A 26,131-nucleotide genomic window follows, 5' to 3' on the forward strand; every position below is an offset into this window, starting at 1 on the left:
TTATTGATCATGAACCTCAGTGACGCAGGTCGGCGAGAAACCGCTGGGCACGGGGATGGCGGGGATTTTTAAAGAACTCGTCGGGCGGGGCCGTTTCGAGGATTTCACCGGCATCGATGAACCAGATGCGGTCGGCGACTTCGCGGGCGAAACCCATTTCATGGGTGACGCAGAGCATGGTCATGCCTTCCGCCGCCAGGCTCTTCATCACGGCCAGAACCTCTCCGACCATTTCCGGATCAAGCGCGCTGGTCGGCTCGTCGAACAGCATGACAGGCGGTTCCATGGCAAGCGCCCGCGCGATCGCCACCCGCTGCTGCTGCCCGCCGGAAAGCTGGGCCGGATAGGCTTGCGCCTTGTCGGCTAGCCCGACGCGGTCGAGCAGCTTCAGCGCCTTGTCATAGGCGACATCCGGCGCCACACCCTTCACGCGGATGGGCGACATCGACACGTTTTCAACGACAGACAGATGCGGAAACAGGTTGAAATTCTGGAACACGAAGCCGATGCGACTGCGCAGCAGGTTGAGCTCCCGAGTCCGCATCGGCGCATGGATGTTCTGACCGTCGAAGCTGATCGAACCGGCGCTGATCTCCTCCAGGCGGTTGATGGTGCGGATCAGGGTGGATTTGCCGGAGCCGGACGGTCCGCAGATCACCACCACCTCGCCGCGAGCCACCTCCGCATCGATGTTCTTCAGGACTGGGTAGTCGCCATAGCTCTTGTAGACATTCGAAAGGCGAATGGCCTGAAGATCTTGGCTCGGGGGTGCTGACAAGGTCATGGCTGCTCCGATACGATTTTGGACGGCGCCAGCGACACAGGTGCCGCGCGATTGGTCATGCCGGCGCGCCTGCGCGTGATCCGTTGCTCGATGACATTGGCGACATGCGTCAGGCTCCAGCAGATCGCGTAGTAGACGACGGCCAGGATGAGGAAGACCTGGAACGGCTGGGTCAGCAGCTGGTTGTTGACCTGGCTTGCCGCGAACGTGAGGTCCGGCACATTGATGACATAGCCCAGCGTCGTGTCCTTGATCGTCGAGACAAAGGTGGAGATGATGCTCGGGATCATGTTGTAGAGTGCCTGCGGCAGGATGATGAACCGCATGGCGCCGAGATAGCTGTGTCCCAGCGCCTTGGCCGCTTCCATCTGGCCATGACCGAGCGCCACGATACCGCCGCGCACCACCTCGCTGAGAAAGGCGCCCTGATAGACGACCAGCGTCGTCAGCATCGTCACGAAGCTTGGAACGTCCGCCCCGGTCCAAAGCGGCACCAGGAAATAGCTCCAGAGGATGAGCATGAGCAGCGGCACGCCGCGGGTGACGTAGACCAATGCCGTGACCGGCCACCGCAAGAGCCGCCACTTCGACAGCCGCGCCAGCGCAAACAGTATGCTGACAGGGAAGGCCAAGGCGATGCTGAGCGCCGAGAGGATGAGCGTGTTGGCAAGGCCGCCGAGGGGGCCGTTCGGATATTGGCCGATCAACAGTAGAAGCCAATAGTCCCTGATGATCGCGAGGATATCGTTGATCACGCGCGCGCTCCCCGTACCGGATCCGCGCGCATCGACAGATAGGCGCCGGCCCCCATGATCAACAGGGAGAAGAACAGGTAGAGTACCGTGCCGATCAGGTAGATCTCGAAGGTGCGAAAGCTCAGGTTCTCGACTTCCTTCACGGCATGGGTCAGTTCCGGCGCGCCGATGACGATGGCGAGGCTGCTGTTCTTGAACAGGGAAACGCTGTGATTGATCAGCGGCGGCAAGGCATTGCGCACCCCTTGCGGCAGGATGACGAAGCGCATCGCCGAGAGATAACCATGGCCGAGCGCCTTGGCCGCCTCCATCTGCCCGGGGCTCACGGAGCGCAGGCCGGAGCGCAGATCTTCGCTGAAATAGGCCGCCTGGCACAGGCCGAGGCCGAGGACGGCAAAGATGGTTTCAGCGTTGTGGGCCACCAGCCAGGCGGTCAGCCAATCCGGCAGAAGCGTGAATATGCCGAAATACCACAGCATCAGCTGCACGAGCGTCGGCACGTTGCGATGATAGGAGACATAGACGGCGACAATCCTGTCGCCGAAGCGGAACGGGGAAAACCGGATGCAAAGCAAGGTGAAGGCCAGCGCCATCGCCAGCAGCCACGAGCCGAAAAAGATCACGAAGGTCATTTCGATGCCGTGCAGCAGCATCGCGGTATAGTCCGGATTGGTCAGGATTGCCGAGAGATCGAACCCTTTCACGGCTTGCGCTCCCCACCATCGACCGGCTCCTCCCGAGCCGGCTGCGGCCGCGCCGTCTGCAAGCCGCCCATGACCTGAAGCGTCGGCGTGATCTCCATGTGCCCAATGTTCATCGATACCGGCGCCGCAATCGCAAAGGCGATCGCCTCGGCGATGTCGGATGCCTGAGGCAGTTCGAAACCGTCGATGAACCGTTCGCGGATGCTGGGGTCGTTGCCGTGGACATGGTTGAAAATGTCGGTGGCGACCCGTCCGGGGCAGATCTCCGTCACACGCACGCGCTTGCCGAAAGCATCGAGCCGCAACTGGTTCGACAACATGGCTACGCCGGCCTTGACCGCGTGATAGGTCGAATTGCCGCCGAAATTATAGTTTCCGGCGATGGAGGAGATATTGATGACATGACCGCGATCACGCGCCACCATGCCCGGCACGATCAGGCGGCAGATATGCAGCACGGCACGAAGATTGACGTCGACGAGCAGGTCGATATCGCCTTCGTCGGCCTCGAGGAATTTCTTTGGCCGATCGACGCCGGCATTGTTGACGAGAATGTCGAACTGAACACGGCTTGCCAGCTCGGCAATTGACGCGCGATCCGTGACGTCGATGACATGAGGGATGCAGCCGGTGCGGGACGCCAGTTGCTGAAGGGCATCGCCGCTGCGGGCGATGGCATGAACTTCGATATTCTCGCGCCGAAACCGCTCCACGACGGCAGCGCCGATCCCGGAGGATGCGCCGGTCACCAATGCGGTCTTGTAATCGGAGAAAGGCATTCTGAACCCCTTGTTGTTGCGTGAGACACTAGCGAAGCTTTAATTCCTTGCCTAAGACCGATTATCTCTGGAGCAATAAGCAACTTGTATGGAGGGCCGAAACCCACGGCCTCCCAACGGATTCAGTTGCCGTCGGGTCGCTTTGCAAAAGGCGGGCGGGTCTGTAAATATGCGCTTGCGCAGATTGAAAAGTACCCGATCCTCATGGACATCAGACGTCTCAAATCTTTCATCGTGATCGTGGATAGCGGCAGCATAACGCGCGCCGCCGATCTGTTGCATATCGCCCAGCCGGCGCTTAGCCAGCAATTGGCAGCACTGGAGGAGCATTTCGGCCAGAAACTGCTGATCCGCAGCCAGCAGGGCGTCAGCATGACGGATGCCGGTCATGCGGTTTACCGCCATTCCCAGATCATTCTTCGCCAGATGGAACAGGCGCAAGCGGATGCATCCGCCGCCGGCAATTCGCTGGCCGGCCGCGTTTCCGTCGGGCTTGTCCCGTTCAGCAGTGCCGCCACCCTGTCCGTCGAGCTCCTGGCTGAGACGCGCCGACGCCATCCCGGTATCCTGCTGCATCTCACCGAAAGCGTCGGCCAGACCTATAGTCAGATGATCATGAACGGCCGGTTGGAAATGGCTCTTATCCACGGGACCGGACCGATCAAGGGCGTGCGGTTCGATCCGATTCTGAGCGAGGAATTCTATCTGGTTGCACATCGCGACTTCGGCATCGAAGCCGACAGTAAGCCGGTGCCGCTGGCCGCGCTCGATGGCATGCCACTTCTGTTGCCGCCGGCTTACAATTTCGTCCGCCGTGCGGTGGATACCGCTTTCACCCGGACGCGTAATACTATGAAAGTGGTGGCGGAGGTCGAGATCGTCCGGACCCTGGCCCGCGCAGTCGCGGCCGGTCTTGGCGCCACCATCATGCCGAAGGCCATTGCCGACCGCATCGTGACGGAAACCAGCGAACCGCTGATCTGCCGGATCATCTCCCCGCGGATCGAGGAGACGCTGTCGTTGTGCGTCTCCGACCAGAACCCGCTGTCGGAGCCTGCCCTTGCGGTCAGGGACATTCTGGTCGAGCTGACAGAAGGTTTGAAATACTAGGTTGTTCGCCCGATCGCAGTTTCAGCGCATGTCCCGGCAGAATTCTGCGATGCGGGCGCAGCCCTCGGTCAGCATCTCCATGCTCGTCGCATAGGAAATGCGAAAATAGGGGCTCATGCCATAGGCGGCACCCTGGACGGTGGCGACATGGTGTTCTTCAACCAGGGCCATGACGAAATCCACATCGGTGCCGATCTTGCGCCCGCCCTTGCTGGTCCTGCCGATCAGGCCCGAGATGTTTGGATAAAGGTAGAAGGCACCTTCCGGCTTGTGGCAGCACAGGCCTTCCACGTTCGAGAGATTTTCGATGACGAAATCGCGCCTCTCCCGGTAGATCGCCGCGCGCTCCTTGAGCAGGTCCTGCGGGCCGTCGAGTGCGGCGATAGCTGCTGCCTGGGTGAGAGTGGATATCCCGCCGCCGTTCTGGCCGTTCACATTGCTGATCGCCGCCATCAGTTCCTTGGAGCCGCTGGCGCAGAAACCAAGCCGCCAGCCGGTCATGGCATAGGCCTTGGAGACCCCGTTCATGGTCAGCACGCGGTCGTAGAGCCGAGGTTCGACCTCTGCAATCGTGCAGAACTCGAAATCATTATAGACCAGATGTTCGTAGATATCGTCCGTCAGGATAAACACATGCGGATGGCGCAGCATCACCTGCGCAATCGCTGCCATTTCCGCGCGCGAGCAGGCGGCCCCCGTCGGATTGTTGGGAAAGTTCAGGAACAGCCACTTGGTGCGCGGCGTGATCGCGGCTTCCAGGTCCTCCGGTTGCAGCTTGAATCCTGCCTGCTCGTAGCAGGGTACAGCAACCGGGACGCCGCCGGCGAATTTGACGATATCGGCATAGCTGACCCAGGATGGCGTAGGGATGACGACCTCGTCACCGGGGTTGCAGGTGGCGAGCATCGCATTGAAGATCACCTGCTTGCCGCCGCCCGATACGACGATCTGGCTGGCATCATAGTCGAGATTGTTGTCGCGCTTGAACTTCCGGCTGATTGCCGCCTTAAGCGTCGCCGTGCCGTCCATCGGCGGATATTTGGTATCACCCTTCAGTGCGGCCGCATGGGCCGCCTCGATGGCATGGGTCGGCGTCGGAAAGTCCGGCTCCCCGGAAGACAGGCTGACCACCTTGATGCCCTGGGCAGCCAGTTCCCTGGCACGCTGGGTCATGGCGGCGGAGGCGGAGATGGATACATTCTTCAGGCGGTCGGCGGTAATGGACATCGGTGTGATCTTTCGATGGAAGATTGTAATGAGGTCGCCGTGGGACGACCTGATTTGTTTCAGCTGGCGAGTTCGCTGGCCGGTGAGAGAGTAGCGCCAGCCGCTTCGATCTCGCTGCGAACGATCCGCGCAAGCTCGAGCGCGCCGGGCGTGTCGCTGTGGACGAGAATCGAGCGTGCCGGCATGGCGATGACGCTTCCGTCGATCGCCTCGACGGTTCCATCGACAAGAAAGCGGCGCACGCGTGTGCGCACGGAGGTTTCATCCTTGACCAGCGCGCCCGGCAAACCACGGGCAACGAGCGCTCCACTTGCATCATAGGCGCGATCGGCCAGGAACAGCGCCAACGTCTTGAGTTTGGCGCGTTTTGCCGCCTTTTCGATCTCGCTACGGGCCGTCACGAAAACGACGATGCGGGAATCGACGGCCGCAATGGCATCCATCATCAGGTCGGCAAGGGCGGGGTCGCGGTTGACCATGTTGCCCATGGCCGCATGGAAGCTGAAATGCCCCACCTCAACGCCCTCGCTCCGGGCAATCGCCATCAGGGCACCGAGCTGGTAGAGCATCTGCTGGCGCAATTCGTCCGGCTGGAACGGTATTTCGCGACGGCCGAACCCCAGGCGATCCGGCAATCCGGGATGTGCCCCAATGCCGACGCCATTCTGCTTGGCCAGCCGAACCATGCGCGCCATCGTCTCGGGATCGCCGCCGTGAAAACCGCAGGCAATATTGGCCGACGACACGATTTTCATCATCGCCTCGTCATCGCACAAGCGGTAAGGACCAAATCCTTCGCCCATGTCGGAATTCAGATCGATCTTCATCGCGCTCTCCTGTGGACAGTGAGTGTTTCAGGCCATCGCCTTCAGGGCGCGTTTGACCATTTGGGATGTGGCCCTGACATCCTCGACGTATCGGGTGACGGCCCGCTCCACGGCGCGCGCCTCTGCATGCGTGGATCGCACGAAGCGCAACCGGCTGCCGATCCGGGCCTGGCCGAGGCGCCACAGATCGCATTCGATAACACCGGCAATTTTTGGATAGCCGCCGGCCGTGTTGGCATCGCTCATCTGCACGATCGGTTCGCCGCCGGGCGGAACCTGGATCACACCCGGCACGACGCCATGGGAGCGCATCTCGACGTTTTCCGTCGGCAAGATGGGATCTCCGGACAGGCGGTAGCCGGTGCGGTCGCTGCGCGACGAAATCCGCCAGGTCTGGTTCCAGAAAGCGGCACCGTCATCGGCAAAAAGCCCATGTTCGCCGGCCGGCAGGGCGCGGATCAGCAAGGCTCCATCGGAAGATTGCGGAAAGACATCGCTTAATGCCGCCACCGGATCAACCACCGCGATGCCGGAGGCCGGCACCGGAAGAATATCGGGGTTCTCTCCGACCGCGATCCGGTCGCCCTTTTCCAACGGCCGTCCGGCATGGCCACCGAAGCCGCCACGCAGCGAGGTGCTGCGCGAGCCCATGACCGGCGGCACATCGAGGCCGCCGGCGATGCAGACATAGGCACGCGCCAGTTTCGGCGGCTGCCTCAACTCCAGAACCTGCCCCGCTTCGGCGCCATAGGCACACCACGACATGAGTTCGATCCCGTCCAGAAGTGGATTTCCATCGGTGCCGGAGACGACGAAGACCGTGCGCTGCTTAAAACGCAGGCGGAACGGGAAGGTCTGGATTTCCAGAACCGCTGCGCTCTCGTCATTGCCGGCGAGACTGTTGCCGATCCTCACGGCCAGCGGGTCCATGGCGCCACTGGCCGAAACGCCGATGTCGCGGTAGCCCGGGCGCCCGAGATCCTGCACGGTGTTGAAAAGACCGGTTTCGATGATTTCGATCATAGCTCGATCCTCTCCGGCACGAACCGCACCGCATCGCCGGGCGCCATCATGGCCGGCGTCGGCGACAACGGATCAAACATCTGCAACTCGGCAAAGCCTATGGAATTCCAGCCGTTGGGACCGGTCAGCATGGCGACCCCCGTCTGCATGCCGCCAATGGTCACGCAGCCCTTTGCCATCTTCAGCGATGGCACTGTCTTGCGCGGCATGTAGAGCCGCGGATCGAGGCCATGCAAATAACCGAAGCCCGGTGCACTGCCGAGCGCGAAGACCCGGTAGGTCGCCTGATGATGGATCCGTACGACCTCCCGGTCGGTGAGCCCGGAAAGGTCGCACAACGCCGCCAGATCCGTGGCGAACTCTCCGCCATAGTGGACGGGTATCTCGATGGTCTTGCCGACGAGGTCGATACTCTGGGAAGTGTCCCATGCCGAAAGCAGTCGGCCGACGACCCCGTCCGGATCCTCCGGCGTTTCCCTGAAGATGGCCAGCAGGTTGGTCATGCCGGGAATGATTTCGGCCACATCCGTCCAACCTTTAAGCGTCTGCGTCAAAGCCCAGATCCGGCGTTGCGCCGCCAGATCGAAGTCGCCGGGCGCCTCCAGCAAGAAGGATCTCGTGCCGATCAAGGAGATGCGGGCACGGCTCTTGCCAGCCGGAATGATCTCGTAGGGCAGGTTCTGTTTGTTCGGCGTGGCTGTCATTGTTGTGCCTCGATCTCGAACAGGGCGTCGCCAAAACCAACCAGCGCATCCGGCTGGACGACCCTTCTGGTCAAAAGACCGGTTCGGCCGGCCGTGAGAGGAATGAGAACAGGGCCGATCCGAAGGAAGCCCAGCACCTCGGTGGCCGTGACCGGACGCGGCAGGTTTGCCGATACGGCCGTGCAGCCTGGCCGTTGCAAACAGAAAATGCCTGTCATCGCCGCTTTGACCACGAAAGCCCGAGCGGGTGGCATCACCGCGGTCCGGCTTTCACTCTCAGCCGAGATGACGATGCGAACCTGTCCTGAAGCGTCGGAGATTTCCAGGCCATCGACACCGGCCGCCGTCAGGGCCTCGGTCAGGAAGGCGATGGTTTCCGGATCGCTGAAATCGATCGCGCTCATGGCTTGCTCCGCAATTTCAGCCATTGTTCCAGATAATGGATGTCCGTCTCGCCTTGCGCAAAGACTCTGTCTTCGAACAGGGCGCGCAGGAAGGGAATGTTGGTGGAGATCCCCTCGACGCAGGTGTCGGCCAGCGCTTCACGCATTTTCTCCATGGCCTGCGCACGCGTCGGCGCATGGACGATCACCTTGGCGATCAGCGAGTCGTAGTAGGGCGACACCTTGTAGCCCGCGTGGATATGGGTATCGACCCGGATACCTTCGCCTTCCGGAAGTGTAAGACCGGTGATGATGCCGGCCGACGACATGAAGCTCTCGGGATCTTCGGCGTTGATACGGCATTCGAACGAATGGCCTTCGCATGTCACATCCTCCTGGGTCATGACGAGGGGAATGCCTTGCGCGGCCTTGATCTGCTCCTGGACGATATCGAATCCACTCGTCAACTCCGTGACGGGATGCTCGACCTGCAGCCGCGTGTTCATCTCGATGAAGTAGAACGCCTCGTCCTCATAGAGAAATTCAAAGGTGCCGACACCGCGATATCCGATCTGCTGGCAGGCTTTCACGCAGGCCGCCCCGACCGGTCCGATGATCTCGGGCGCAATGCCGGGTGCCGGCGCTTCTTCGACAACCTTCTGATGGCGCCGCTGCATGGAGCAGTCGCGATGGCCCAGCCAGACCGCATTGCCGTGGTGATCGCAAAGCACCTGGATTTCGATATGGCGAGGATGTTGGAGAAACTTTTCCATGTAGAGGGCTGGCGAACCGAAGGCCTGCCGGGCTTCTTCGCGTGTCAGTGTGACGGCATCGTGCAGCAGTCCAGCCTCCGGCACGACACGCATGCCGCGCCCGCCGCCTCCGCCGGCCGCCTTGATGATCACGGGATAGCCGATTTCCAGCGCGATCTGTTCAACCGCTGCAGGATCGTCGGGAAGTGCCGTGTCGGGACCCGGAACGCAAGGGACGCCGGCCGCGATCATCGCCCGCTTTGCCGAGATCTTGTCACCCATGATTGCGATCGACCTGGAATCAGGGCCAATGAAAACCAGCCCCGCCTTCTCCACCGCCTCGGCGAAGGCCGCATTCTCCGACAGGAAGCCGTAGCCCGGATGAATGGCCCCAGCACCTGTGAGGCGCGCGGCCAGAAGAATGGCGTCCTGGTTCAGGTAGCTTTTCGCAGCGCTGGAAGGACCGATGCAGACAAAACTGTCGGCGGTCTTGCCGTAGGGGGCCTCACGATCGGCCTCGGAACATATACACACCGTTTTGAGACCAAGATCGCGGCACGCGCGCTGGATGCGCGTGGCGATCTCGCCTCGGTTGGCGATCAGGACCGTATCGAAGCGCATGCCGGATACAGAGGTCTCGCCGAGCGGTGACGCCATCACGCGATCTCCGCCAGCACGTCGCCGGTCTCGACCTCGCCGCCGTCGATATCGGTGAGGCGGGCAATGCGCCCAGCGCGCGGCGCCGCGATCGCGTTGAACACCTTCATGGCTTCGATGACGAACAGGGTCTGGCCTTCCTCCACCGCGTCGCCGAGCCTGACGAACGGCGCCTGCCCAGGTGCTGGCGAGCGGTGCAACACGCCAAAGACGGGGGCCGTGACTGGAAAGGCGGCAGGTTGCGCAGCGACCGCAGCATCGCCTTGCCCAGAGAACACGTCTTGCGAGTTCGGGGAGCCTAATACTGCCTCCGAACCGGGCTTGGAGTTACGGAAGATGCGGACGGTCACGTCCTTTTCGGTCACCGTCAGTTCGGTAACGTTCGATCCTCCGACAAAATCGATCAGAGTTTTGATTTTCGACAGATCCATAAGCGCGCCCGGTACTTCGGAATGACTGCACCGCGCCCCGGACTGTCGGGGTCGGCTTCAACTGCCTTCTTCCGTAACACGAGGGTTCTCCCGATGGGGTCAGACGAACTTTTGATGGACCGGCTTCATCCCCTCCTTCAACGCCCGAAAAAACGTGGCGACTACCGACAGAGACTCTGGCCAGTTGCGTCCCGCACCGAGAAAAGCAGACTTGTCTTCGCCTTGAGGGGAGATGAACCTGCAACCCTTCTGTTAGCAACCTGTTTGTCACAACAGCAACCGGGTATGGAACTTCGCTTGAATGAATGACCGATTTGTAGCCGGAAGTGGATTGGCCGCTCCGGGTATGCGCGCAAGAGCAGTGTGCGTTCGTTCCGCGAGTACAAATGGCTGAGAACAATCCTCAAAACCGCCCTCGTTCAGCTGCTGCCATACTCTTCGCGAGGGAGAACAAGAAAAGTATGGGACCGTTCTTAGTCCTGCCGACCGATATAGAATGTGCGGTTCCGCCTCGCCAGGGTCTTCAGCACCACGTCCACCAGATTTGCCGCCTGAGCCGCGATCTCCGGGACACCGGTCAACTCGCCAAATGCCGGACGTGCGGGAGGACCCGCGACGAAGAGACGGCTGTTCGGGGAGCCGTCGACCGCGATTGTGCGACCTGCTGTATCGCAGACCACTCCCAGGCCCAGCGGGTCGGATTGAACGAACCCATCTCGGTGAAGGGCGAGCAGGAATTTTTGGTGAGCACAGTAGTCCCGGAAATCGGGGCCAGTCGCGAGCAGGATGTGGCCGCAGCGATGAACGGTGTCGCAGTCGTCTCGCGTGTTGATCCTGGCAACCAGGCCTTGCTCATCCAGCCGTACCGCGGCCAACTCCCCGACATGGGTTTCAACCTGACCGGTGGCCAATCCTTGTCTGAGAAGGGCGGATACCTGTGGCGGCATCCGGTACCGGTGAACGTCGTACCATCGGCGCAGACGACGAAGCAGTTTCCGACGCTCGCTTTCCGGAAGACGCTGCCAGACCGTCTGGGTCTGTTGCCGCAAAGCATCGAAAACCGACTGCCAAGGGATGCCCTGCGCTCCCGCGGCCGATATCGTGGCGCGCACCTTTGCCAGGACCTGCCGGGCGCTGGTCAGAGTGGCGTCCTCAAAATTCCCATAAGGTGTGAAGCCGTCGCTGGCGTGAGGACGCGGCAGAAGCCCTGAGCGAGAGAGAAGTGAGATCTTGCCGTGATGCCCCCGGGCCTTGAGCCGAGACAGCGCATCTAGGGCGGTCAGCCCGCTGCCGATGATCAGAATATCGCTGTTTCGACAGACACCTGTCAGGGCGTCCGGAGCCATGGCATCCCTCACCATCATGGCGGTCCGCCGATCCAGCTTTTCCAACGCCCGTGGTGTCGATGCCGCAGGATGACCCGTCGCGATAACAAGCATATCGGCCATGAGGGTCGTGCCGCCGGCACCGGTGACATGCCACCGGTCGTTCAGCCTGGAAACGGCAGATACAGTCTCGCGAATATGGCGAACCGAACCGGCCTCGACCAGCGGTGCCAATTGCTGCTGCATGAAGCGCCCGAAGTCGCGTCGACATGCAAACACCCCTTCCGGTGTGATGGCGGCGGGATCCACGGACAGAGTACCGCTCGACTGCAACCAATCCGCAAATGCCGAGGGGGCTCCGGGAACGGCCCGCATGCGATGGGCTGCGACATTGAGACGAACATCGGCGTCGCGGGTGTCGTAAGCCAGGCCACTGCCGAGATGCTCGCGAGGTTCAAAGACGGCGACCTCTTCAATGTGTCGGAAGCCTCTGTCGACGAGAAGCTTGGCGACCGTCGCGCCCGTATACCCCCCTCCAATGACAATCACCCGTGATCCCGTTGCGCATTCGCGGGACCGGATCCGGGGAGACGACATCCTGATCTTCAACATGGCAGTCTTCCTTCAGGTTAGCTATGGGCGGAGTTAGACATATTTTCTATAAATTATATGTAGAATAAAAACGCTTGTCTACCATGTCGGATCCTTCGCTGATATTTTTTGCTCCCGATGAACCAAAATGGAGTGGAACCATGAGCAGTTTGATCGCGACAGAATGGGCCGAGCCGCTGGCTCCTCCGGTCTTTGAGCGGCCCGCCGATGCTGCCAGTCTAAAAGACGCCATGAGAACCCTGGGCGGCGGCGTCAGCGTTGTGACAGCCGGCGAAGGCGATGTGCGCTCGGGCGCGACGGTCACGTCTGCCACGGCGTTGTCGGTCGATCCGCCGCGCATGCTTGTATCCCTCAACAGGGCATCCTCGACATGGCCCGTCGTGGAGCGCTTCCGCCATTTTGCCGTCAATGTCGTGGGCTCGGAACACCAGGACCTTGCAAACCGTTTTGCCGGAATCGGTGGTTTGAAGGGAGCCGAGCGCTACCTGGGTGCTGAATGGACCAGGCTTGCAAGCGGCGCACCGGTGTTGGTAGATGCGGTTGCCGCTCTGGACTGCGAGGTCGAGGAAGCAATCGAGAGACACAGCCATGTGATCGTCATTGGCAGGGTTCTCGCCATTCGTCTCGGCCAGGGACGTTCGCTATTGTATCAGAACGGGAGATATCATTCTGTCGATTAATGACACACAGTCTCCTGTCTGGAGGGCCTGAACCATGACGTCGGTGTCCGATCGATTGCGCCCGGTGCCCGCTATCCTCTCAACCGAGGGCCAAGTCCTCGCCGCGACGGAATCGATCGTTCAAAAACCGGGATCGGATGCGCAGGAGATTGCTCGCATCTTGGCACAGTCGGGCCTCTTGGCGATATCGATCCCGTCGGTCTTCGATGGCGCGGACATTTCCAACGTCGTGGTTGCCGAGGCAATCAGCAGGCTGTCGATCTGGAACAGGAGAGCAGCCGAACTTTTCGCTCACCACCTGACAGCCCTTGAGCTTTTGCGCACCAGCGGCACGACGGAACAGCGAAGAGCCGTGTACCGCCGGGTGATTGTAGGCGAGATCTTCAATTTCTCTGCCGATCCATCCTCTCACCCGAGGCCGCACCTGGGACAGTCCGGTCTCTCCTTCGTGGTCGAGCCTGGATCTTCGATAGCGGCACTGCGTGGAGCCGACTGGCACGTCCTGATCGCATCGGCACTCGGCATGGGTGACGTTGCGGCGATCCTTGCATGGGAGGATCGACAGTCACCGGATGGCTGTGCTCTGCCGGTGGAGGCTGCGGTGTCTCCTGACAACGTTCTCGAATTGGGGCCGGATGCTCTCCAGCTTGCCGCGCTCATGCAGGCCTTCCTTCAAGGTGCAATTTGCAGAGGGACCGGTGATGCCGCGCTATTGCCCGATAGTCTCGGGAATGCACCGACGTCGACCGTCGAGCTTGAGCTTCTCGATGCGATCGTCCTGAAGGTCGCTTCGATCATCGACGGCATTCAGGTGGAATTGCCAAACCTCGACCTCGGGCGTATCGATCGCCTGTGTCACGCGTTGCAGATGGCGTGCCAGCGCTGCTCCAGCCAGATCACTCCCCCGCGATAAGCTCCTTTGAGGGGTTGTCGCGCGCGACGAATTGCGAAAGCGTCATGTTGTCGAGGATCAATGCGATGGCGTCCCTCACCTGGGTCATCGAAATACGGACCTGGCAGCCGGATGGATCGCGGCAATCATCGCATGCTTCGAAGGCCGTGCGGCTGGCACAGCGGATCGGTGCGAGTGGCCCATCGAGCGCCCGGATGACTTCACCGATCATGATTTCATCGGCAGACTTCGAAAGCGAGTAACCGCCGTTCGGCCCCTTTTTGGAACGCAGGATGCCATTGTTGCGCAGTTCCAGAAGGATCGTGTCCAGGAATTTCTTCGGGATATTGTTGCGCGTGGCGATATCGGTGACGAATGCCGTTTTGCCCGGTTCCAAACCTGCCAGGTCGACCAGTGCCTTCAGACCATATTTGCCTTTGTTGGTGAGCATCGCTGGGAGTTCCGGCCATTGGCCATCAAGATTGGATTTCTACTAAATTACATAGTTTTCCTAAATTAATCGTTCAAGCCCGCTCTTTCGCTTCTGACCGACGATGAGCGACCTTTCGCGGCTCGCGGCAAGTTTGTTCGTTTTGTTGACGCTCCTCGGAAATCAATTCGCCAGCAGCAGGAATCTTAGCGATTTTATTTCTCTATAAAAATTATGGATAATATAGTCTATTGTCATTCGATCATCTGAGAGAGAGGACCAGCCATGACACGCAAGATCAGACTTGGAGCATTCCTGCCCGGCGGCGGACAGCACATCGCATCCTGGCGTCATCCCGACCAGCCGGTCGAGGGGGCTGTCAGTTTCGAATTTCACAAGCAACTGGCGCAAACGGCCGAGCGCGGCCTGTTCGACGCCTATTTCCTTGCCGACGGTCTCGCTGTCGGCTTCGGTGGCGCGCGGGAAGGCGGCAATGCGCGGGTGGCAGGCTTCGAGCCGGTGACGCTCTTTTCCGCGCTCGCACCCTTCACCACCCATCTCGGCTTTATCGCGACAGCGTCGACGACCTATGAAGAGCCCTACACCACCGCCCGCAAGTTCGCGTCGCTCGATCTCATCTCCGATGGTCGCGCCGGCTGGAACGTCGTTACCACGACGGGCGATGCCACCGCCCAGAATTTCAACCGCGACACGCAGCTGCCCCATGCCGATCGTTACAAACGCGCCGCCGAACATGTCGAGGTGGTGAAAAAGCTGTGGGACAGCTTCGAGGACGATGCCTTTATCCGAGACAAAGGCACCGGCGTCTTCTTTGATCCGACAAAGCTTCACGATACGAACCACAAGGGCGAGCACTTCAAGGTCAAGGGTCCTCTGAACGTGTCGCGTTCGCGCCAGGGTCATCCGGTCATCGTCCAGGCGGGCCAATCCGACGACGGACGCGGGCTGGCAGCCGCCACAGCCGAGGTGATCTTCACCGCCCATCAGCATATCGAGACGGCGCAGGAATTTTATCGAGACATCAAGAACCGCGCCCGCGGCTTGGGTCGCAACCCCGATCATGTTCTCGTTATGCCCGGCGTCTCGCCTTTCATCGGTCGCACCGAGGCGGAAGCGCAGGAGAAATATGACCGTCTGACCTCGCTTATCCTTGAGGAAGACGGTGTCGGTCTCCTCAATGGCCTGACCGGCGGTACGCTGGATCTGCGCGGCTACGATCTGGACGGCCCGCTGCCGCCGGCACCGCCAACCGAAGGCATGAAGAGCCGTCAGGCCCTGATCCGCCAGATCGCCGACGAGAACAATTTCTCCATCCGCCAGCTCTACCAATGGGTCGCCTCGGCCCGCGGTCACTTCACCATCGTTGGAACGGCCGGGCAGATCGCCGACACGCTGCAGGAATGGTTCGAGAACGAGGCAGCCGATGGTTTCAACATCCTGCCGCCATGGCTGCCGACCGGCTTGAATGACTTCGTCGATCTGGTCATCCCGGAACTGCAGCGCCGCGGACTGTTCCGCACCGCCTACGAGGGCCGTACCTTGCGGGAAAACCTCGGTCTGCCTTTCCCCCTCAACCGCTGGACTGCTGAAACCTCGGCCGTCCAGGCAGCAGAGTGAGGATCTCCCATGTCTTTTGAAGAGATCCAACACGGCCGCCCCTACGGGATCAGCCTCTCTCGCCCGGAAAACCGAGTACCACGCTGGTTGGCACCGACGGCCGCGATCGCCGCTCCGATTCTGTCGCGCTACGGTCTGGTCGTCGGCTTCCTGGTCGTCTGGCAGGTGTCGACCACACTCGGCTGGGTCAATGCATCGGTTTTTCCGCCGCTCGACCAAATTGTCGGTGCCCTGTGGAAGGGCATCGCCACCGGCGCGCTGGTCGACGACATTGCGATCAGCCTGCAAAGGTCAGGAATTGCCTTCCTCGCTGCGGTGGCCATTGGCATTCCGCTCGGCCTGTTCATGGGGCAGATACGCGCCATAGAGCAGGCGCTCGACCCGCTGCTGCAGTTCTTCCGCCAGACCTCCGCCCTGGCCCTGTATCCCGTCTTCATCCTGTTGCTGGGCCTCGGCGAGGCGTCGAAGGTGTTTGTCATCTTCTGGGCCACCCTCTTCCCCATCCTGCTGTCGACGATCGGCGGGGTGAAGGAGGTCGATGCCAAGCTCATCGAGATGGCGCGCACCTATGGCGCCGGTTCCCTTGCCATCTTCCGTCGCGTCGTCCTGCCGGCCTCCGTTCCCGCCATCTTCGTCGGCTTGCGGCTGTCTGCGACCACGGCGCTGCTGCTGCTGATTGCCGCCGAGATGATCGGTGCCAACAAGGGCATCGGCTTCCAGGTGATGAACGCCCAGTACAATTTCCAGATCCCGCTGATGTTCGCCGCCATCCTGCTTCTGGCGCTGATGGGTCTCGCCGCCAACGCCGCTCTCGTTCTGCTGCAGCGCAAGCTCTGCCGCTGGGCGCTGCCCCAATAAGACCTGCCACCTGACGCGACATCAACCTTGAAAGGATACGTCCCATGACCCATCACGCCCGCAAACTCTTCCTCTCTGCCGCCATCGCCATTGGTCTCTCCGGTTCGGCCTTGTCCGCCGACGAGGTCAAATTCCGCTATCTCGCCAGCCAGGGCGGACTGTCCGCTCACGAATTCGCGGCCGAACTTGGCTATTTCGACGGCACAGGCATCACCATCGAGAATGTCGGCTACGCCACCGGCGGCCCGGCATCCTTGATCGCGCTCGCCTCCGGCGACGTCGAGATCGGCAGTGCCGCGACATCGGCGGTCTTGAACTCGATCGTCGGCGGCAACGACTTCGTCGCCGCCTATCCATCGAACGGCATCAACAACGAGGTCCAGTCGATCTTCTATGTGCTCGAAGACAGCCCGATCAAGGAGATCAAGGACATCGCCGGCAAGAGCATTGCCGTGAACACGCTCGGCGCCCATCTCGACTATACGATCCGCGAGGCGCTGCATTCCGTCGGCCTGCCGACCGACGCCGCCAACCAGATCGTTGTTCCCGGACCGCAGCTTGAGCAGGTGCTGCGCTCCGGCCAGGTCGACGTTTCGGCCTTCGGCTATTGGCAGACGACTTTCGAGGGCGTTGCCAAGCAGAATGGCGGCCTGCGAGCGATCTTCGACGATACCGACATTCTGGGTGAAATCGCCGGAGGCTTCATTGTCCTGCGCCGTGACTTCATCGCGGCGCACCCGGAGGCCGCCAAGATCTTCGTCGAGCAGTCGCAGCGCGCCCTCGACTATGCCCGCGAGCATCCGGAGGAAACCAAGGAAATTTTTGCCAAGGCACTGGCCGAGCGCGGCGAAAACCCCGAGATCGCCAAGTTCTTCCGTGGTTACGGCGTGCGTCCCGGCGGTCAGGCCGTCGACCGTGACCTGCAGTTCTGGATCGACGTCCTGGTGCGCGAAGGCAAGCTGAAACAGGACCAACTGGCCGCCAAGGACATTCTCTACACCGCCGATACGGCAAGCAACTGAGGCGTTGACATGGCTCTTTCAAGCAGCATCCGCGGAGAGGTGACGGTTCGTCACCTCTCCAAGACCTTCACCCTCAACGGTCAGCCTCTGCCGATCCTGAAAGACCTCAATCTCACCATCCGCTCGGGCGAAAGCCTTGCCATTGTCGGGGCGAGCGGCTCCGGCAAGACGACGCTGCTGCGTATCCTGGCAGGCCTGGAAGAGGCCGACGGCGGCGATGTGCTGATTGACGGAAGGCGTGTCCGTGGTGTCGGCACCGAGCGGGCCGTCATCTTTCAGGAACCGCGGCTCTTGCCGTGGCTGACGGTGATCGACAATGTCGGGTTTGGACTGGAGACGAGAGGACTTTCGCGCGGTGAGGCTCAGGCGATCGCGCAGCGATATGTCGATCTGGTCGGCCTGAAGGGCTTCGAGATGGCCTATCCACGCCAGCTGTCGGGCGGCATGGCGCAGCGCGTCGGAATCGCCCGCGCGCTCGCCGTCCAGCCGGAAATTCTCCTGCTCGACGAACCTCTGGGTGCTCTTGATGCCATGACGAAGATCGGCATGCAGCAGGAACTGGCGCGGATCTGGAGGGACGAGGACGTGACGACCGTGCTGGTCACCCATGATCTCGAAGAGGCGATCTTCCTGGCCGACCGGATCCTGATCCTGCCGCGGGAAAAGGGTGGCGAGCCAAGGCTGATCGACATCGACCTGCCGCGTCCGCGCGACCGCAGCGCACCCGGCTTCGTTCGGCAGCGCGAGGAACTTTTGGGGTTGTTCGGATTGCATTGAGGGGTGGGTAATGCCCCTCACGCAAGGCTTGGGGGGCGGCTCAGTACGGTCTTGGCATGCGTGGCGGAGGCCACGCTGTCAGCTATTGAACTGATGCGGTGGATAAGGCAGCAGAACCGGAACGGACACAATCGTCCGGCTCTGTTGGCGGTACTCCGGCGTTCAAGACGTCACCAATCGGCAGAAGAAACGGTGCCGGTCTGGAGAAGCGTCATCACCGAACCTCGATTTGGAGCAGCGAAGGTGGAGCTCCTGTTGGTGGCGCTCCATTGCACGAGGTGTCCGGCACCACCGATGGCCATCAAAACCGGACGGTGTCGGATCAGCGATCTGAATAGCCCCCCCTTTGTTGGACAATAGAAGCTGTTGAAAGCCAGATCCGTCGGCTGCAGCAATAGCCCTTTCGAAAACCTTTTAAAAACAAACACACTTCATTCGATTGCCGACATGAACGCCGGGACCTGCTGTTCGAAGAACTTCGAGAACGAGGCGATGCGCGGCGGCAGCGCCTGGTACGGGGGATAATAGAGAGTCAGCCACAAGTCCGGCGGTGACCAGTCGCGCAGAACGTGGACAAGCCGTCCGGTCCGCAGCTGCTCGGCCACGTGGAACCTGGGCAGCATGGCGACCCCGACGCCGTCGGCCGCCATGCTCGCCAGCACCTCTCCGCTATTGGCGCTAAATGCGCGGCCTGCAGAGATCGTGACGCTGCCGCTGCCGTCCGACAGTGCCCAGGTCTCCCGCTTGCTCTCGCCGCTATAGGCCAGGCAATCGTCAGGAATGAGTTCATTCGGGTGCTTCATGTCGGAAAACCGGCTGCCCGGCGCTGCGACGAGGATACGGTGAACGACGCTGATCTTGCGCCATATCGTGAACTTGTCCGAGGGTGCCGCGGAAATGCGGATCGCCAGATCATAGTCGTCGTCGATGATGTTCACGAGACCATCGGCGAGCGAGATCTCGAAGCTGATCTTCGGGTAGCGCTCCTTGAATGCCGAGAGGATTGGCGGCAGGACCTGCTGGCCGAACCAGGTGGGCGCACTGATCCGCAGGCGGCCATGATCCGCCTTATGGGCATTCATCACATCCTTGCGCGCATTGTCGAGCGCCAGCACCGCCGGCTGGATCTGTGCGGCGAAGATCGCGCCGTCGGTTGTCAGCGATACCTGGCGCGTGGTCCGCACGAAGAGTTGTACCCCGAGATCTTCTTCAAGAGCCGCAATCGCCCGCGTGACGGCTGCGGGGGTCATGTCGAGCTCGCGCGCAACCTGCGCAAAATTCCGCTTCTCGGCGGCCTGCAGAAAGGTTCGAAGCAGTTTGTAGTCGTTCATCGATTATTTCACCAGAGACAATTCAATCACAATTATTATTGCAATTCCGGCAGCCGATCAATGGGGGTAGCTTCCAATCACACCAGACGAACGAACGCAGCCGCGAAAGGGCAACATCATGATCAAGGATATCAAGGGACTGCATCACATCACATCGATGGCATCGGATGCCCGCCAGAACAACACATTCTTCACAGACACGCTCGGCCTGCGCCGCGTCAAGCAGACCGTGAATTTCGACGACCCCAGCGTCTACCACCTCTATTACGGTGATGAGGCCGGCACCCCCGGCTCCGTCATGACCTACTTCCCCTTTCCCGACGTGATGCGCGGCCGCCCCGGCGTCGGCGAAGTCGGCGAAACACAGTTTGCGGTGCCCAAGGGCACGCTTTCCTTCTGGCAGGAGCGTCTGTCGGCAAAGGGAGCCGGCAACCTCCATGCCGACACCGCCTTCGGCGCTGACCGCCTCCTTTTCAATGGTCCAGACGGTGAAGGTTTCGCCCTTGTTGAAACGGAAAATGACGGTCGCAAGGCCTGGGACGGTGCCGGCATAGACGAAAGCGTCGGGATCAGGGGCTTCACCGGTGCCAAGTTCCGCCTGCATGACACCGCTGCCACGTCCGAACTGCTTGGCTTCATGGGTTATGAGCGCGCCGAAACCGAAGGTGACGTCACCCGCTTCATCATGCCCGGCGGCAATGGTGCAGACACGATCGACCTCGAGGTTCTTCCGAGTACACCTTTTGCACGGCAGGGCGCGGGTTCGGTCCATCACATCGCTTTCGCTGTCGAGAACCGCGCCAAGCAGCTGGAGGTCCGCAAGGCCCTGATGGAGACAGGATACCAGGTAACACCGGTCATCGACCGCGATTATTTCTGGGCCATCTACTTCCGCACACCCGGCGGTGTGCTGTTCGAGATCGCCACGAATGAACCCGGTTTCGACCGTGATGAAGACACGGCACATCTGGGTGAGGTCTTGAAACTGCCGGCGCGGTACGAGCCTTTTCGCGACCAGATCGAGGCCGGGCTGACGCCGCTCGCGGCCTGAAGTCACTTTCCAACAATACGGCGGCATAACTTTCAAGACGTGCCGCCCTGCCTGCCCCATTACCTATCCTCAACCCAGTCAAAGGAAGACACGAGATGTCCAGCAAGCTTCAGGTCCTCACCCCGCAGAACAGTCAGATCATCTTCATCGATCAGCAGCCTCAGATGGCCTTCGGCGTTCAGTCGATCGACCGCCAAGTGCTGAAGAACAACGTGGTTGGCCTTGCCAAGGCAGCCAGGATCTTCAACATCCCGACCACCATCACCACCGTCGAAACCGACAGCTTCTCAGGCAACACCTTCCCGGAACTGCTCGCCGTCGTCCCGGACAATGATATCCTCGAGCGCACGTCGATGAATTCCTGGGACGACCAGAACGTTCGGGATGCCCTTGCCAAGCACGCTGCCGATGGTCGCAAGAAAGTCGTCGTCTCCGGTCTGTGGACGGAGGTTTGCAACACGACCTTCGCGCTCTCCTGCATGAACGATACCGACTATGAGATCTACATGGTTGCGGATGCTTCCGGCGGCACGTCCGTCGATGCGCACAAATATGCGATGGACCGCATGGTGCAGGCCGGTGTCGTTCCCGTCACCTGGCAGCAGGTCCTTCTGGAGTGGCAGCGCGATTGGGCCCGCAAGGAAACCTATGACGCGGTCACGGCGCTGGTGAAGGAGCATTCCGGCGCCTACGGCATGGGCATCGATTATGCTGTTACCCATGTCCACGGCGGCGCCGAACGCGTCAAGCACGGCAAGCGGATCGGCCCGAACCCGGCCGCTATCTGATCTGAAACAGCCCCGCCCGGATCCACTTGGCGGGGCGATCTTTTTGGAAAAGGAACGCCTGGATGAAAATCTACCTTCTATCGCTGGCAGCCGGCCTTCTCGTCGGCGTCATCTACGGACTGCTCAACGTCCGCTCCCCGGCTCCGCCCGTCGTCGCTCTCGTCGGCTTGCTCGGTATTCTTGTCGGCGAACAGATCGTGCCGCTGGCAAAAAATCTCTGGAGCCGCGAGCCCGCTGCCGTTTCCTGGCTTCATCAGGTCAAGCCGCACATGTTTGGTCACCTTCCAAAGGGTGGGCTTAATGTAGGGAAGGCGACCTCCCTGGGCGACGATTTGACATCGGGAAAAAGCTGATGACGACGCGGCGCACATTCCTGGGCGCAGCGTCAAGCCTCGCCTTTTCAAATCTGTTTTCACCGGCCAATGCCGCCGATCCCATCAAGACCGGAGTTGCTTCCATGCACGCCGATATCGTTTTTCACAACGGACTGATCACGACGCTTGATCGCGCAAATCCAAACGCAACCGCCGTCGCCGTGAAAGACGGCCTGTTCCTCGAGGTGGGAACCGACAGCGAGGTGATGACGCTCGCCGGACCGGATACGAAGATCATCGACCTGAAAGGCAAGCGCATGCTGCCGGGTCTGATCGACAACCATACCCACGTCGTGCGCGGCGGCCTCAACTTCAACATGGAACTCCGCTGGGATGGCGTTCGCTCACTCGCCGACGCGATGGACATGCTGAAGCGGCAGGTCGCGATCACGCCGGCTCCGCAATGGGTTCGCGTGGTCGGTGGTTTTACCGAACACCAATTTGCCGAGAAGCGCTTGCCGACGATCGAGGAGATCAACGCCATCGCGCCCGATACTCCGGTCTTCCTGCTCCATCTCTATGACCGCGCGCTACTGAACGGCGCTGCTCTTCGCGCTGTCGGCTATACCAGGGACACACCGAACCCGCCGGGCGGCGAGTTCACCCGCGATGCCAACGGCAATCCGACCGGGCTGCTGCTCGCCAAGCCGAATGCGGGCATTCTCTATTCGACCTTGTCGAAGGGACCGAAACTTCCGTTCGAATACCAGGTCAATTCCACCCGCCACTTCATGCGCGAACTCAACCGGCTGGGTATCACCGGTGTGATCGACGCGGGCGGCGGCTTCCAGAACTATCCGGACGATTACGCGGTTATCCAGAAGCTTTCGGATGAGGATCAACTGACGGTACGTCTGGCCTACAACCTCTTCACGCAGAAGCCGAAGGAAGAGAAGCAGGATTTCCTCAACTGGACGCAGTCGGTCAAATACAAGCAGGGCAACGACTATTTCCGTCATAACGGCGCTGGCGAAATGCTCGTCTTTTCCGCTGCGGACTTCGAGGACTTCCGTCAACCGCGGCCCGAAATGGCACCGGAGATGGAAGGCGAACTTGAGGACGTCGTTCGCGTGCTCGCTGAAAACCGTTGGCCGTGGCGCATGCATGCTACCTATGACGAGACCATCTCTCGTTCGCTCGACGTCTTCGAGAAAGTCAACAAGGACATCCCGCTCGAAGGTCTGAACTGGTTCTTCGACCACGCCGAAACGATCTCGGATCGTTCGATCGACCGGATCGCGGCGCTCGGCGGCGGTATCGCCACCCAGCACCGCATGGCCTATCAGGGCGAATATTTTGTCGAGCGCTATGGTCATGGCGTCGCCGAGGCCACGCCCCCGATCAAGCGCATGCTTGAGAAGGGTGTCAACGTATCGGCAGGAACCGATGCGACCCGTGTCGCCTCCTACAATCCATGGGTCTCGCTCGCCTGGATGGTTACGGGCAAGACCGTCGGCGGCATGCAGCTCTATCCGCGCGCCAACTGCCTCGACCGCGAGACCGCTCTTCGTATGTGGACCGAGAAGGTCACCTGGTTCTCCAACGAAGAAGGCAAGAAGGGCCGCATCGAAAAGGGTCAGTTCGCCGATCTGGTCGTGCCGGACAAGGACTTCTTCACCTGTGCCGAGGACGAAATCTCGTTCCTGTCCTCGCAGTTGACCATGGTCGGCGGCAAGATCGTCTATGGTGCCGGAGACTTCAAGGCGCTCGACGAGAACGACGTGCCTCCGGCCATGCCGGATTGGTCGCCCGTGCGGGCATTCGGTGGTTACGCCGCCTGGGGCGAGCCGCAGGGCGCCGGCATGAACTCATTGCGCCGAACCGCGATCTCGAGCTGCGGTTGCGCAAATTCCTGCACAGTCCATGGCCATGACCACGCCGGCGCCTGGACATCGAAACTGCCGATCGCCGACCTGAAGGGCTTCTTCGGCGCGCTCGGTTGCGCCTGCTGGGCCGTGTGAGTTTTCAACATAATCGAGGGGGCAGCGATCAGATTGGTGCCCCCACGGAATATTATTGCGAATATCGCAATAGAATCTCAAGTTTTAATGCAATTGTTGATGCTAATCTTTGCGGCCAGTATCGCTTCATCGGCTGGAAACAACGCCGCCACATGGACGAAGCGGCCAACATTGCAGGAGCTAACATGACCGATAACACCCTCTCTACCAACGGCTGGCGCCCGCGTATCGCCGGCATCGTTGGCGCCCCCGCCACCCGGACCCTTGCGCTGCTCGCCCTGTGTGCAGCCTATATCCAGGGGCCGCTGACCAAGCTTTTCGATTTCCAGGGTGCGATTGCGGAGATGGAGCATTTCGGCCTCCACCCGGTAGTACTCTTCGCGGTCGCGGTGATCGTGTTCGAACTAACAGCCTCCGCAATGATCCTATCCGGTTTCCTGCGCTGGCTCGGTGCACTGGCGCTCGCCGTCTTCACGCTTCTGGCAACCTTCATCGCACTGCGGTTCTGGGAAATGCCCGCTGGCATGGAGCGGATGATGGCGACCAACGCCTTCTTCGAACATTTCGGTCTTGTCGGTGCCTTCATCATTGTCGCCATCACCGACCTTACCAAGGGAGCAGCCAAATGAGCGCCGCAAAATCGTCAGGCGGCAGTTTCGCGCCGCTTCGTCAGCCTGTCTTCGCTGTCCTCTGGACGGCAACGGTACTGGGCAACACCGGCAGCTTCATGCGCGACGTCGCGAGTTCCTGGCTGATGACCGATCTCTCGGCGGCACCCGCGGCCGTCGCCATGGTGCAGGCCGCCGGTACCCTGCCGATCTTCCTGCTGGCGATCCCGGCGGGCGTACTTTCGGATATCCTCGACCGGCGCAAGTTCCTGATCGCCATCCAGCTTTTACTCGCCGGCGTCAGCATCTCGCTGATGCTCCTGTCCTATATGGGGATGCTTTCTGTCAGTGCCTTGATCGGCTTGACCTTTCTGGGTGGTATCGGCGCTGCGCTGATGGGGCCGACGTGGCAGGCGATCGTGCCGGAACTGGTGCCGCGCGAGGATGTGAAAAGCGCGGTTGCACTCAACTCGCTTGGCATCAACATCGCGCGCTCGATCGGCCCTGCCGCCGGTGGCCTGCTGCTCGCCGCGTTCGGCGCTGCCGTGACCTACGGCGCGGACGTCGCCACTTACATCCTCGTCATCGCCGCGCTCCTCTGGTGGCCGCGTGCCAAGAACGCCGATGACGCATTGTCCGAAAACTTCTTCGGCGCCTTCCGTGCCGGACTGCGCTATACCCGAGCCAGCAAGCCGCTTCACGTCGTGCTCCTGCGGGCGACGATCTTCTTCGCCTTCGCCAGCGCGGTCTGGGCGCTTCTTCCTCTCGTCGCTCGCCAACTTCTGGGCGGGGACGCAGGCTTCTATGGATTTCTGCTTGGTTCCGTGGGCGCCGGCGCCATCGGCGGAGCCCTGGTGATGCCGCGTTTGCGCCAGCGCTTTGATTCCGACGGCCTGCTTCTGGGTTCGGCAGTCGTGACGGCTCTGGTCATGGCAGCACTCTCGCTGGCTCCACCGCAATGGGTGGCGGTCGTCGTCCTTCTGTTCCTCGGCGCTGCCTGGATTACTGCCCTTACGACGCTGAATGGCGCAGCACAGGCTGTGCTTCCGAACTGGGTCCGGGGGCGTGGCCTTGCCGTCTATCTGACCGTGTTCAACGGTGCGATGACGGCCGGCAGCCTCGGATGGGGTGCTGTCGGTGAAGCGGCCGGCGTGCCCGGCACCCTATTGATCGGAGCCGCAGGACTGCTCGTCGCCGGCTTCATCATGCACCGGATCAAGCTTCCGTCCGGCGAGGCCGACCTGGTGCCATCCAATCACTGGCCAGAACCATTGGTCGCCGAGCCAGTCGCCCACGACCGCGGACCCGTTCTGATCCTCATCGAATACCATGTCGAAAAACATCATCGCACAGCCTTCCTGCATGCGCTCAATGAGATGTCCCAAGAGCGGCGGCGGGATGGCGCCTACGGATGGGGGGTGACCGAAGACTCCGCCGATCCGCAAAAGATCGTCGAATGGTTCATGGTCGAATCCTGGGCCGAGCATCTCCGCCAGCACAAGCGGGTTTCAAATGCCGATGCCGATCTGCAAGGCCAGGTCCTCGCCTATCACTCAGGAACGGATAAGCCCGTTGTCCGGCATTTCCTGACAATCAACCGGCCGGGGGCCGCCTAGCAACACGGGAGAGCGGCATCCACCCCTACCCT

At 61.0% G+C, this 26,131-nt stretch carries 27 protein-coding genes; 13 read left to right on the top strand and 14 right to left on the bottom strand.

All coding sequences use genetic code 11. The annotated features are described in order from the left end of the window. Positions 1 to 16: 16 nt before the first annotated feature. Genes HFC70_RS02405 through HFC70_RS02420 form a run of 4 tightly spaced genes read right to left on the bottom strand, consistent with a single transcriptional unit; the run spans position 17 to position 3,022 of the window. A complete protein-coding gene (locus HFC70_RS02405; RefSeq protein WP_168471587.1) occupies positions 17 to 784 on the bottom strand; it encodes an amino acid ABC transporter ATP-binding protein in 768 nt (255 codons plus the stop codon). Next, positions 781 to 1,539, bottom strand: a complete 759-nt coding sequence (locus HFC70_RS02410) for an amino acid ABC transporter permease (RefSeq protein WP_168471588.1) — start codon at positions 1,537 to 1,539, stop codon at positions 781 to 783. Before HFC70_RS02410 ends, HFC70_RS02405 begins: the two co-directional genes overlap by 4 nt. Beyond that, entirely contained in the window at positions 1,536 to 2,243 is a 708-nt protein-coding gene (locus HFC70_RS02415) for an amino acid ABC transporter permease (protein ID WP_168471589.1), read from the bottom strand. The genes HFC70_RS02410 and HFC70_RS02415 overlap by 4 nt, the downstream gene beginning before the upstream one ends. Then, entirely contained in the window at positions 2,240 to 3,022 is a 783-nt protein-coding gene (locus HFC70_RS02420; RefSeq protein ID WP_168471590.1) for an SDR family oxidoreductase, read from the bottom strand. The genes HFC70_RS02415 and HFC70_RS02420 overlap by 4 nt, the downstream gene beginning before the upstream one ends. A 204-nt stretch (positions 3,023 to 3,226) precedes the next feature. Between HFC70_RS02420 and nac the strand changes: the two genes are divergently transcribed. Next, positions 3,227 to 4,132, top strand: coding sequence for a nitrogen assimilation transcriptional regulator NAC (nac, locus tag HFC70_RS02425; RefSeq protein WP_168471591.1), 906 nt, complete (start codon positions 3,227 to 3,229; stop codon positions 4,130 to 4,132). A gap of 21 nt (positions 4,133 to 4,153) precedes the next feature. Here the strand turns inward: nac and HFC70_RS02430 are convergent, their stop codons facing one another. The 8 genes from HFC70_RS02430 to HFC70_RS02465 all read right to left on the bottom strand — a co-directional run bounded on the left by HFC70_RS02430 (position 4,154) and on the right by HFC70_RS02465 (position 12,073). Beyond that, complete coding sequence (locus HFC70_RS02430) at positions 4,154 to 5,359, bottom strand: pyridoxal phosphate-dependent aminotransferase (RefSeq protein WP_168471592.1); 1,206 nt, start codon at positions 5,357 to 5,359, stop codon at positions 4,154 to 4,156. Between the two features lie 59 nt (positions 5,360 to 5,418). Further along, on the bottom strand, positions 5,419 to 6,186 hold the full coding sequence (locus tag HFC70_RS02435; RefSeq protein ID WP_168471593.1) for a 5-oxoprolinase subunit PxpA: 768 nt from the start codon (positions 6,184 to 6,186) through the stop codon (positions 5,419 to 5,421). Positions 6,187 to 6,213: 27 nt separating this feature from the next. Beyond that, positions 6,214 to 7,209 carry a biotin-dependent carboxyltransferase family protein gene (locus HFC70_RS02440; RefSeq protein WP_168471594.1) on the bottom strand — a complete coding sequence of 332 codons (996 nt, stop codon included), beginning with the start codon at positions 7,207 to 7,209 and terminating at the stop codon, positions 6,214 to 6,216. Beyond that, on the bottom strand, positions 7,206 to 7,913 hold the full coding sequence (gene pxpB, locus HFC70_RS02445) for a 5-oxoprolinase subunit PxpB (protein WP_168471595.1): 708 nt from the start codon (positions 7,911 to 7,913) through the stop codon (positions 7,206 to 7,208). Before pxpB ends, HFC70_RS02440 begins: the two co-directional genes overlap by 4 nt. Then, entirely contained in the window at positions 7,910 to 8,317 is a 408-nt protein-coding gene (locus HFC70_RS02450; protein WP_168471596.1) for an acetyl-CoA carboxylase, read from the bottom strand. The genes pxpB and HFC70_RS02450 overlap by 4 nt, the downstream gene beginning before the upstream one ends. Further along, complete coding sequence (locus HFC70_RS02455; RefSeq protein WP_168471597.1) at positions 8,314 to 9,705, bottom strand: acetyl/propionyl/methylcrotonyl-CoA carboxylase subunit alpha; 1,392 nt, start codon at positions 9,703 to 9,705, stop codon at positions 8,314 to 8,316. Before HFC70_RS02455 ends, HFC70_RS02450 begins: the two co-directional genes overlap by 4 nt. Then, on the bottom strand, positions 9,705 to 10,136 hold the full coding sequence (locus tag HFC70_RS02460; protein WP_168471598.1) for an acetyl-CoA carboxylase biotin carboxyl carrier protein subunit: 432 nt from the start codon (positions 10,134 to 10,136) through the stop codon (positions 9,705 to 9,707). The genes HFC70_RS02455 and HFC70_RS02460 overlap by 1 nt, the downstream gene beginning before the upstream one ends. A gap of 473 nt (positions 10,137 to 10,609) precedes the next feature. Further along, positions 10,610 to 12,073 carry an FAD/NAD(P)-binding protein gene (locus HFC70_RS02465; protein WP_168471599.1) on the bottom strand — a complete coding sequence of 488 codons (1,464 nt, stop codon included), beginning with the start codon at positions 12,071 to 12,073 and terminating at the stop codon, positions 10,610 to 10,612. A 140-nt stretch (positions 12,074 to 12,213) separates the two neighbouring features. Between HFC70_RS02465 and HFC70_RS02470 the strand changes: the two genes are divergently transcribed. After that, the gene (locus HFC70_RS02470; RefSeq protein WP_168471600.1) at positions 12,214 to 12,753 is read left to right on the top strand and encodes a flavin reductase family protein; all 540 of its coding nucleotides are present in this window, start codon (positions 12,214 to 12,216) and stop codon (positions 12,751 to 12,753) included. A 34-nt stretch (positions 12,754 to 12,787) separates the two neighbouring features. Next, the gene (locus tag HFC70_RS02475; protein WP_168471601.1) at positions 12,788 to 13,666 is read left to right on the top strand and encodes an acyl-CoA dehydrogenase family protein; all 879 of its coding nucleotides are present in this window, start codon (positions 12,788 to 12,790) and stop codon (positions 13,664 to 13,666) included. Here the strand turns inward: HFC70_RS02475 and HFC70_RS02480 are convergent. Continuing rightward, entirely contained in the window at positions 13,650 to 14,096 is a 447-nt protein-coding gene (locus HFC70_RS02480) for an Rrf2 family transcriptional regulator (RefSeq protein ID WP_168471602.1), read from the bottom strand. The two genes, HFC70_RS02475 and HFC70_RS02480, sit on opposite strands and share 17 nt — an antisense overlap. A 264-nt stretch (positions 14,097 to 14,360) precedes the next feature. Here HFC70_RS02480 and HFC70_RS02485 point away from each other — a divergent pair, with 264 nt between their 5' ends. Genes HFC70_RS02485 through HFC70_RS02500 form a run of 4 tightly spaced genes read left to right on the top strand, consistent with a single transcriptional unit; the run spans position 14,361 to position 18,370 of the window. Further along, complete coding sequence (locus HFC70_RS02485; protein WP_168471603.1) at positions 14,361 to 15,713, top strand: LLM class flavin-dependent oxidoreductase; 1,353 nt, start codon at positions 14,361 to 14,363, stop codon at positions 15,711 to 15,713. A gap of 9 nt (positions 15,714 to 15,722) precedes the next feature. Further along, entirely contained in the window at positions 15,723 to 16,571 is an 849-nt protein-coding gene (locus HFC70_RS02490; RefSeq protein WP_168471604.1) for an ABC transporter permease, read from the top strand. Positions 16,572 to 16,615: 44 nt separating this feature from the next. Further along, on the top strand, positions 16,616 to 17,593 hold the full coding sequence (locus HFC70_RS02495; protein WP_168471605.1) for an ABC transporter substrate-binding protein: 978 nt from the start codon (positions 16,616 to 16,618) through the stop codon (positions 17,591 to 17,593). Between the two features lie 9 nt (positions 17,594 to 17,602). Beyond that, positions 17,603 to 18,370, top strand: coding sequence for an ABC transporter ATP-binding protein (locus HFC70_RS02500; RefSeq protein WP_168471606.1), 768 nt, complete (start codon positions 17,603 to 17,605; stop codon positions 18,368 to 18,370). A gap of 431 nt (positions 18,371 to 18,801) precedes the next feature. On the opposite strand, the gene HFC70_RS02505 is transcribed toward HFC70_RS02500, so the two are convergent. Then, positions 18,802 to 19,701, bottom strand: a complete 900-nt coding sequence (locus HFC70_RS02505) for a LysR family transcriptional regulator (protein ID WP_168471607.1) — start codon at positions 19,699 to 19,701, stop codon at positions 18,802 to 18,804. Positions 19,702 to 19,819: 118 nt separating this feature from the next. Here HFC70_RS02505 and HFC70_RS02510 point away from each other — a divergent pair, with 118 nt between their 5' ends. From HFC70_RS02510 to HFC70_RS02535, 6 genes are all read left to right on the top strand, one after another. Continuing rightward, positions 19,820 to 20,752, top strand: coding sequence for a VOC family protein (locus HFC70_RS02510; protein WP_168471608.1), 933 nt, complete (start codon positions 19,820 to 19,822; stop codon positions 20,750 to 20,752). A gap of 95 nt (positions 20,753 to 20,847) precedes the next feature. Then, the gene (locus HFC70_RS02515) at positions 20,848 to 21,540 is read left to right on the top strand and encodes a hydrolase (protein ID WP_168471609.1); all 693 of its coding nucleotides are present in this window, start codon (positions 20,848 to 20,850) and stop codon (positions 21,538 to 21,540) included. Positions 21,541 to 21,602: 62 nt separating this feature from the next. Further along, positions 21,603 to 21,893: a XapX domain-containing protein gene (locus HFC70_RS02520; RefSeq protein WP_168471610.1), complete on the top strand. Its 291-nt coding sequence runs from the start codon at positions 21,603 to 21,605 to the stop codon at positions 21,891 to 21,893. Then, complete coding sequence (locus HFC70_RS02525) at positions 21,893 to 23,875, top strand: amidohydrolase (protein WP_168471611.1); 1,983 nt, start codon at positions 21,893 to 21,895, stop codon at positions 23,873 to 23,875. The genes HFC70_RS02520 and HFC70_RS02525 overlap by 1 nt, the downstream gene beginning before the upstream one ends. 185 nt (positions 23,876 to 24,060) lie before the next feature. Continuing rightward, positions 24,061 to 24,504 carry a DoxX family protein gene (locus HFC70_RS02530; protein ID WP_168471612.1) on the top strand — a complete coding sequence of 148 codons (444 nt, stop codon included), beginning with the start codon at positions 24,061 to 24,063 and terminating at the stop codon, positions 24,502 to 24,504. Further along, positions 24,501 to 26,099 (top strand): MFS transporter, encoded by a 1,599-nt coding sequence (locus HFC70_RS02535; protein ID WP_168471613.1) that lies wholly within the window; start codon positions 24,501 to 24,503, stop codon positions 26,097 to 26,099. The genes HFC70_RS02530 and HFC70_RS02535 overlap by 4 nt, the downstream gene beginning before the upstream one ends. The last annotated feature ends 32 nt before the right edge of the window (positions 26,100 to 26,131 follow it).

It is taken from the genome of Agrobacterium sp. a22-2 (genome assembly GCF_012276985.1).
Classification (GTDB): domain Bacteria; phylum Pseudomonadota; class Alphaproteobacteria; order Rhizobiales; family Rhizobiaceae; genus Allorhizobium.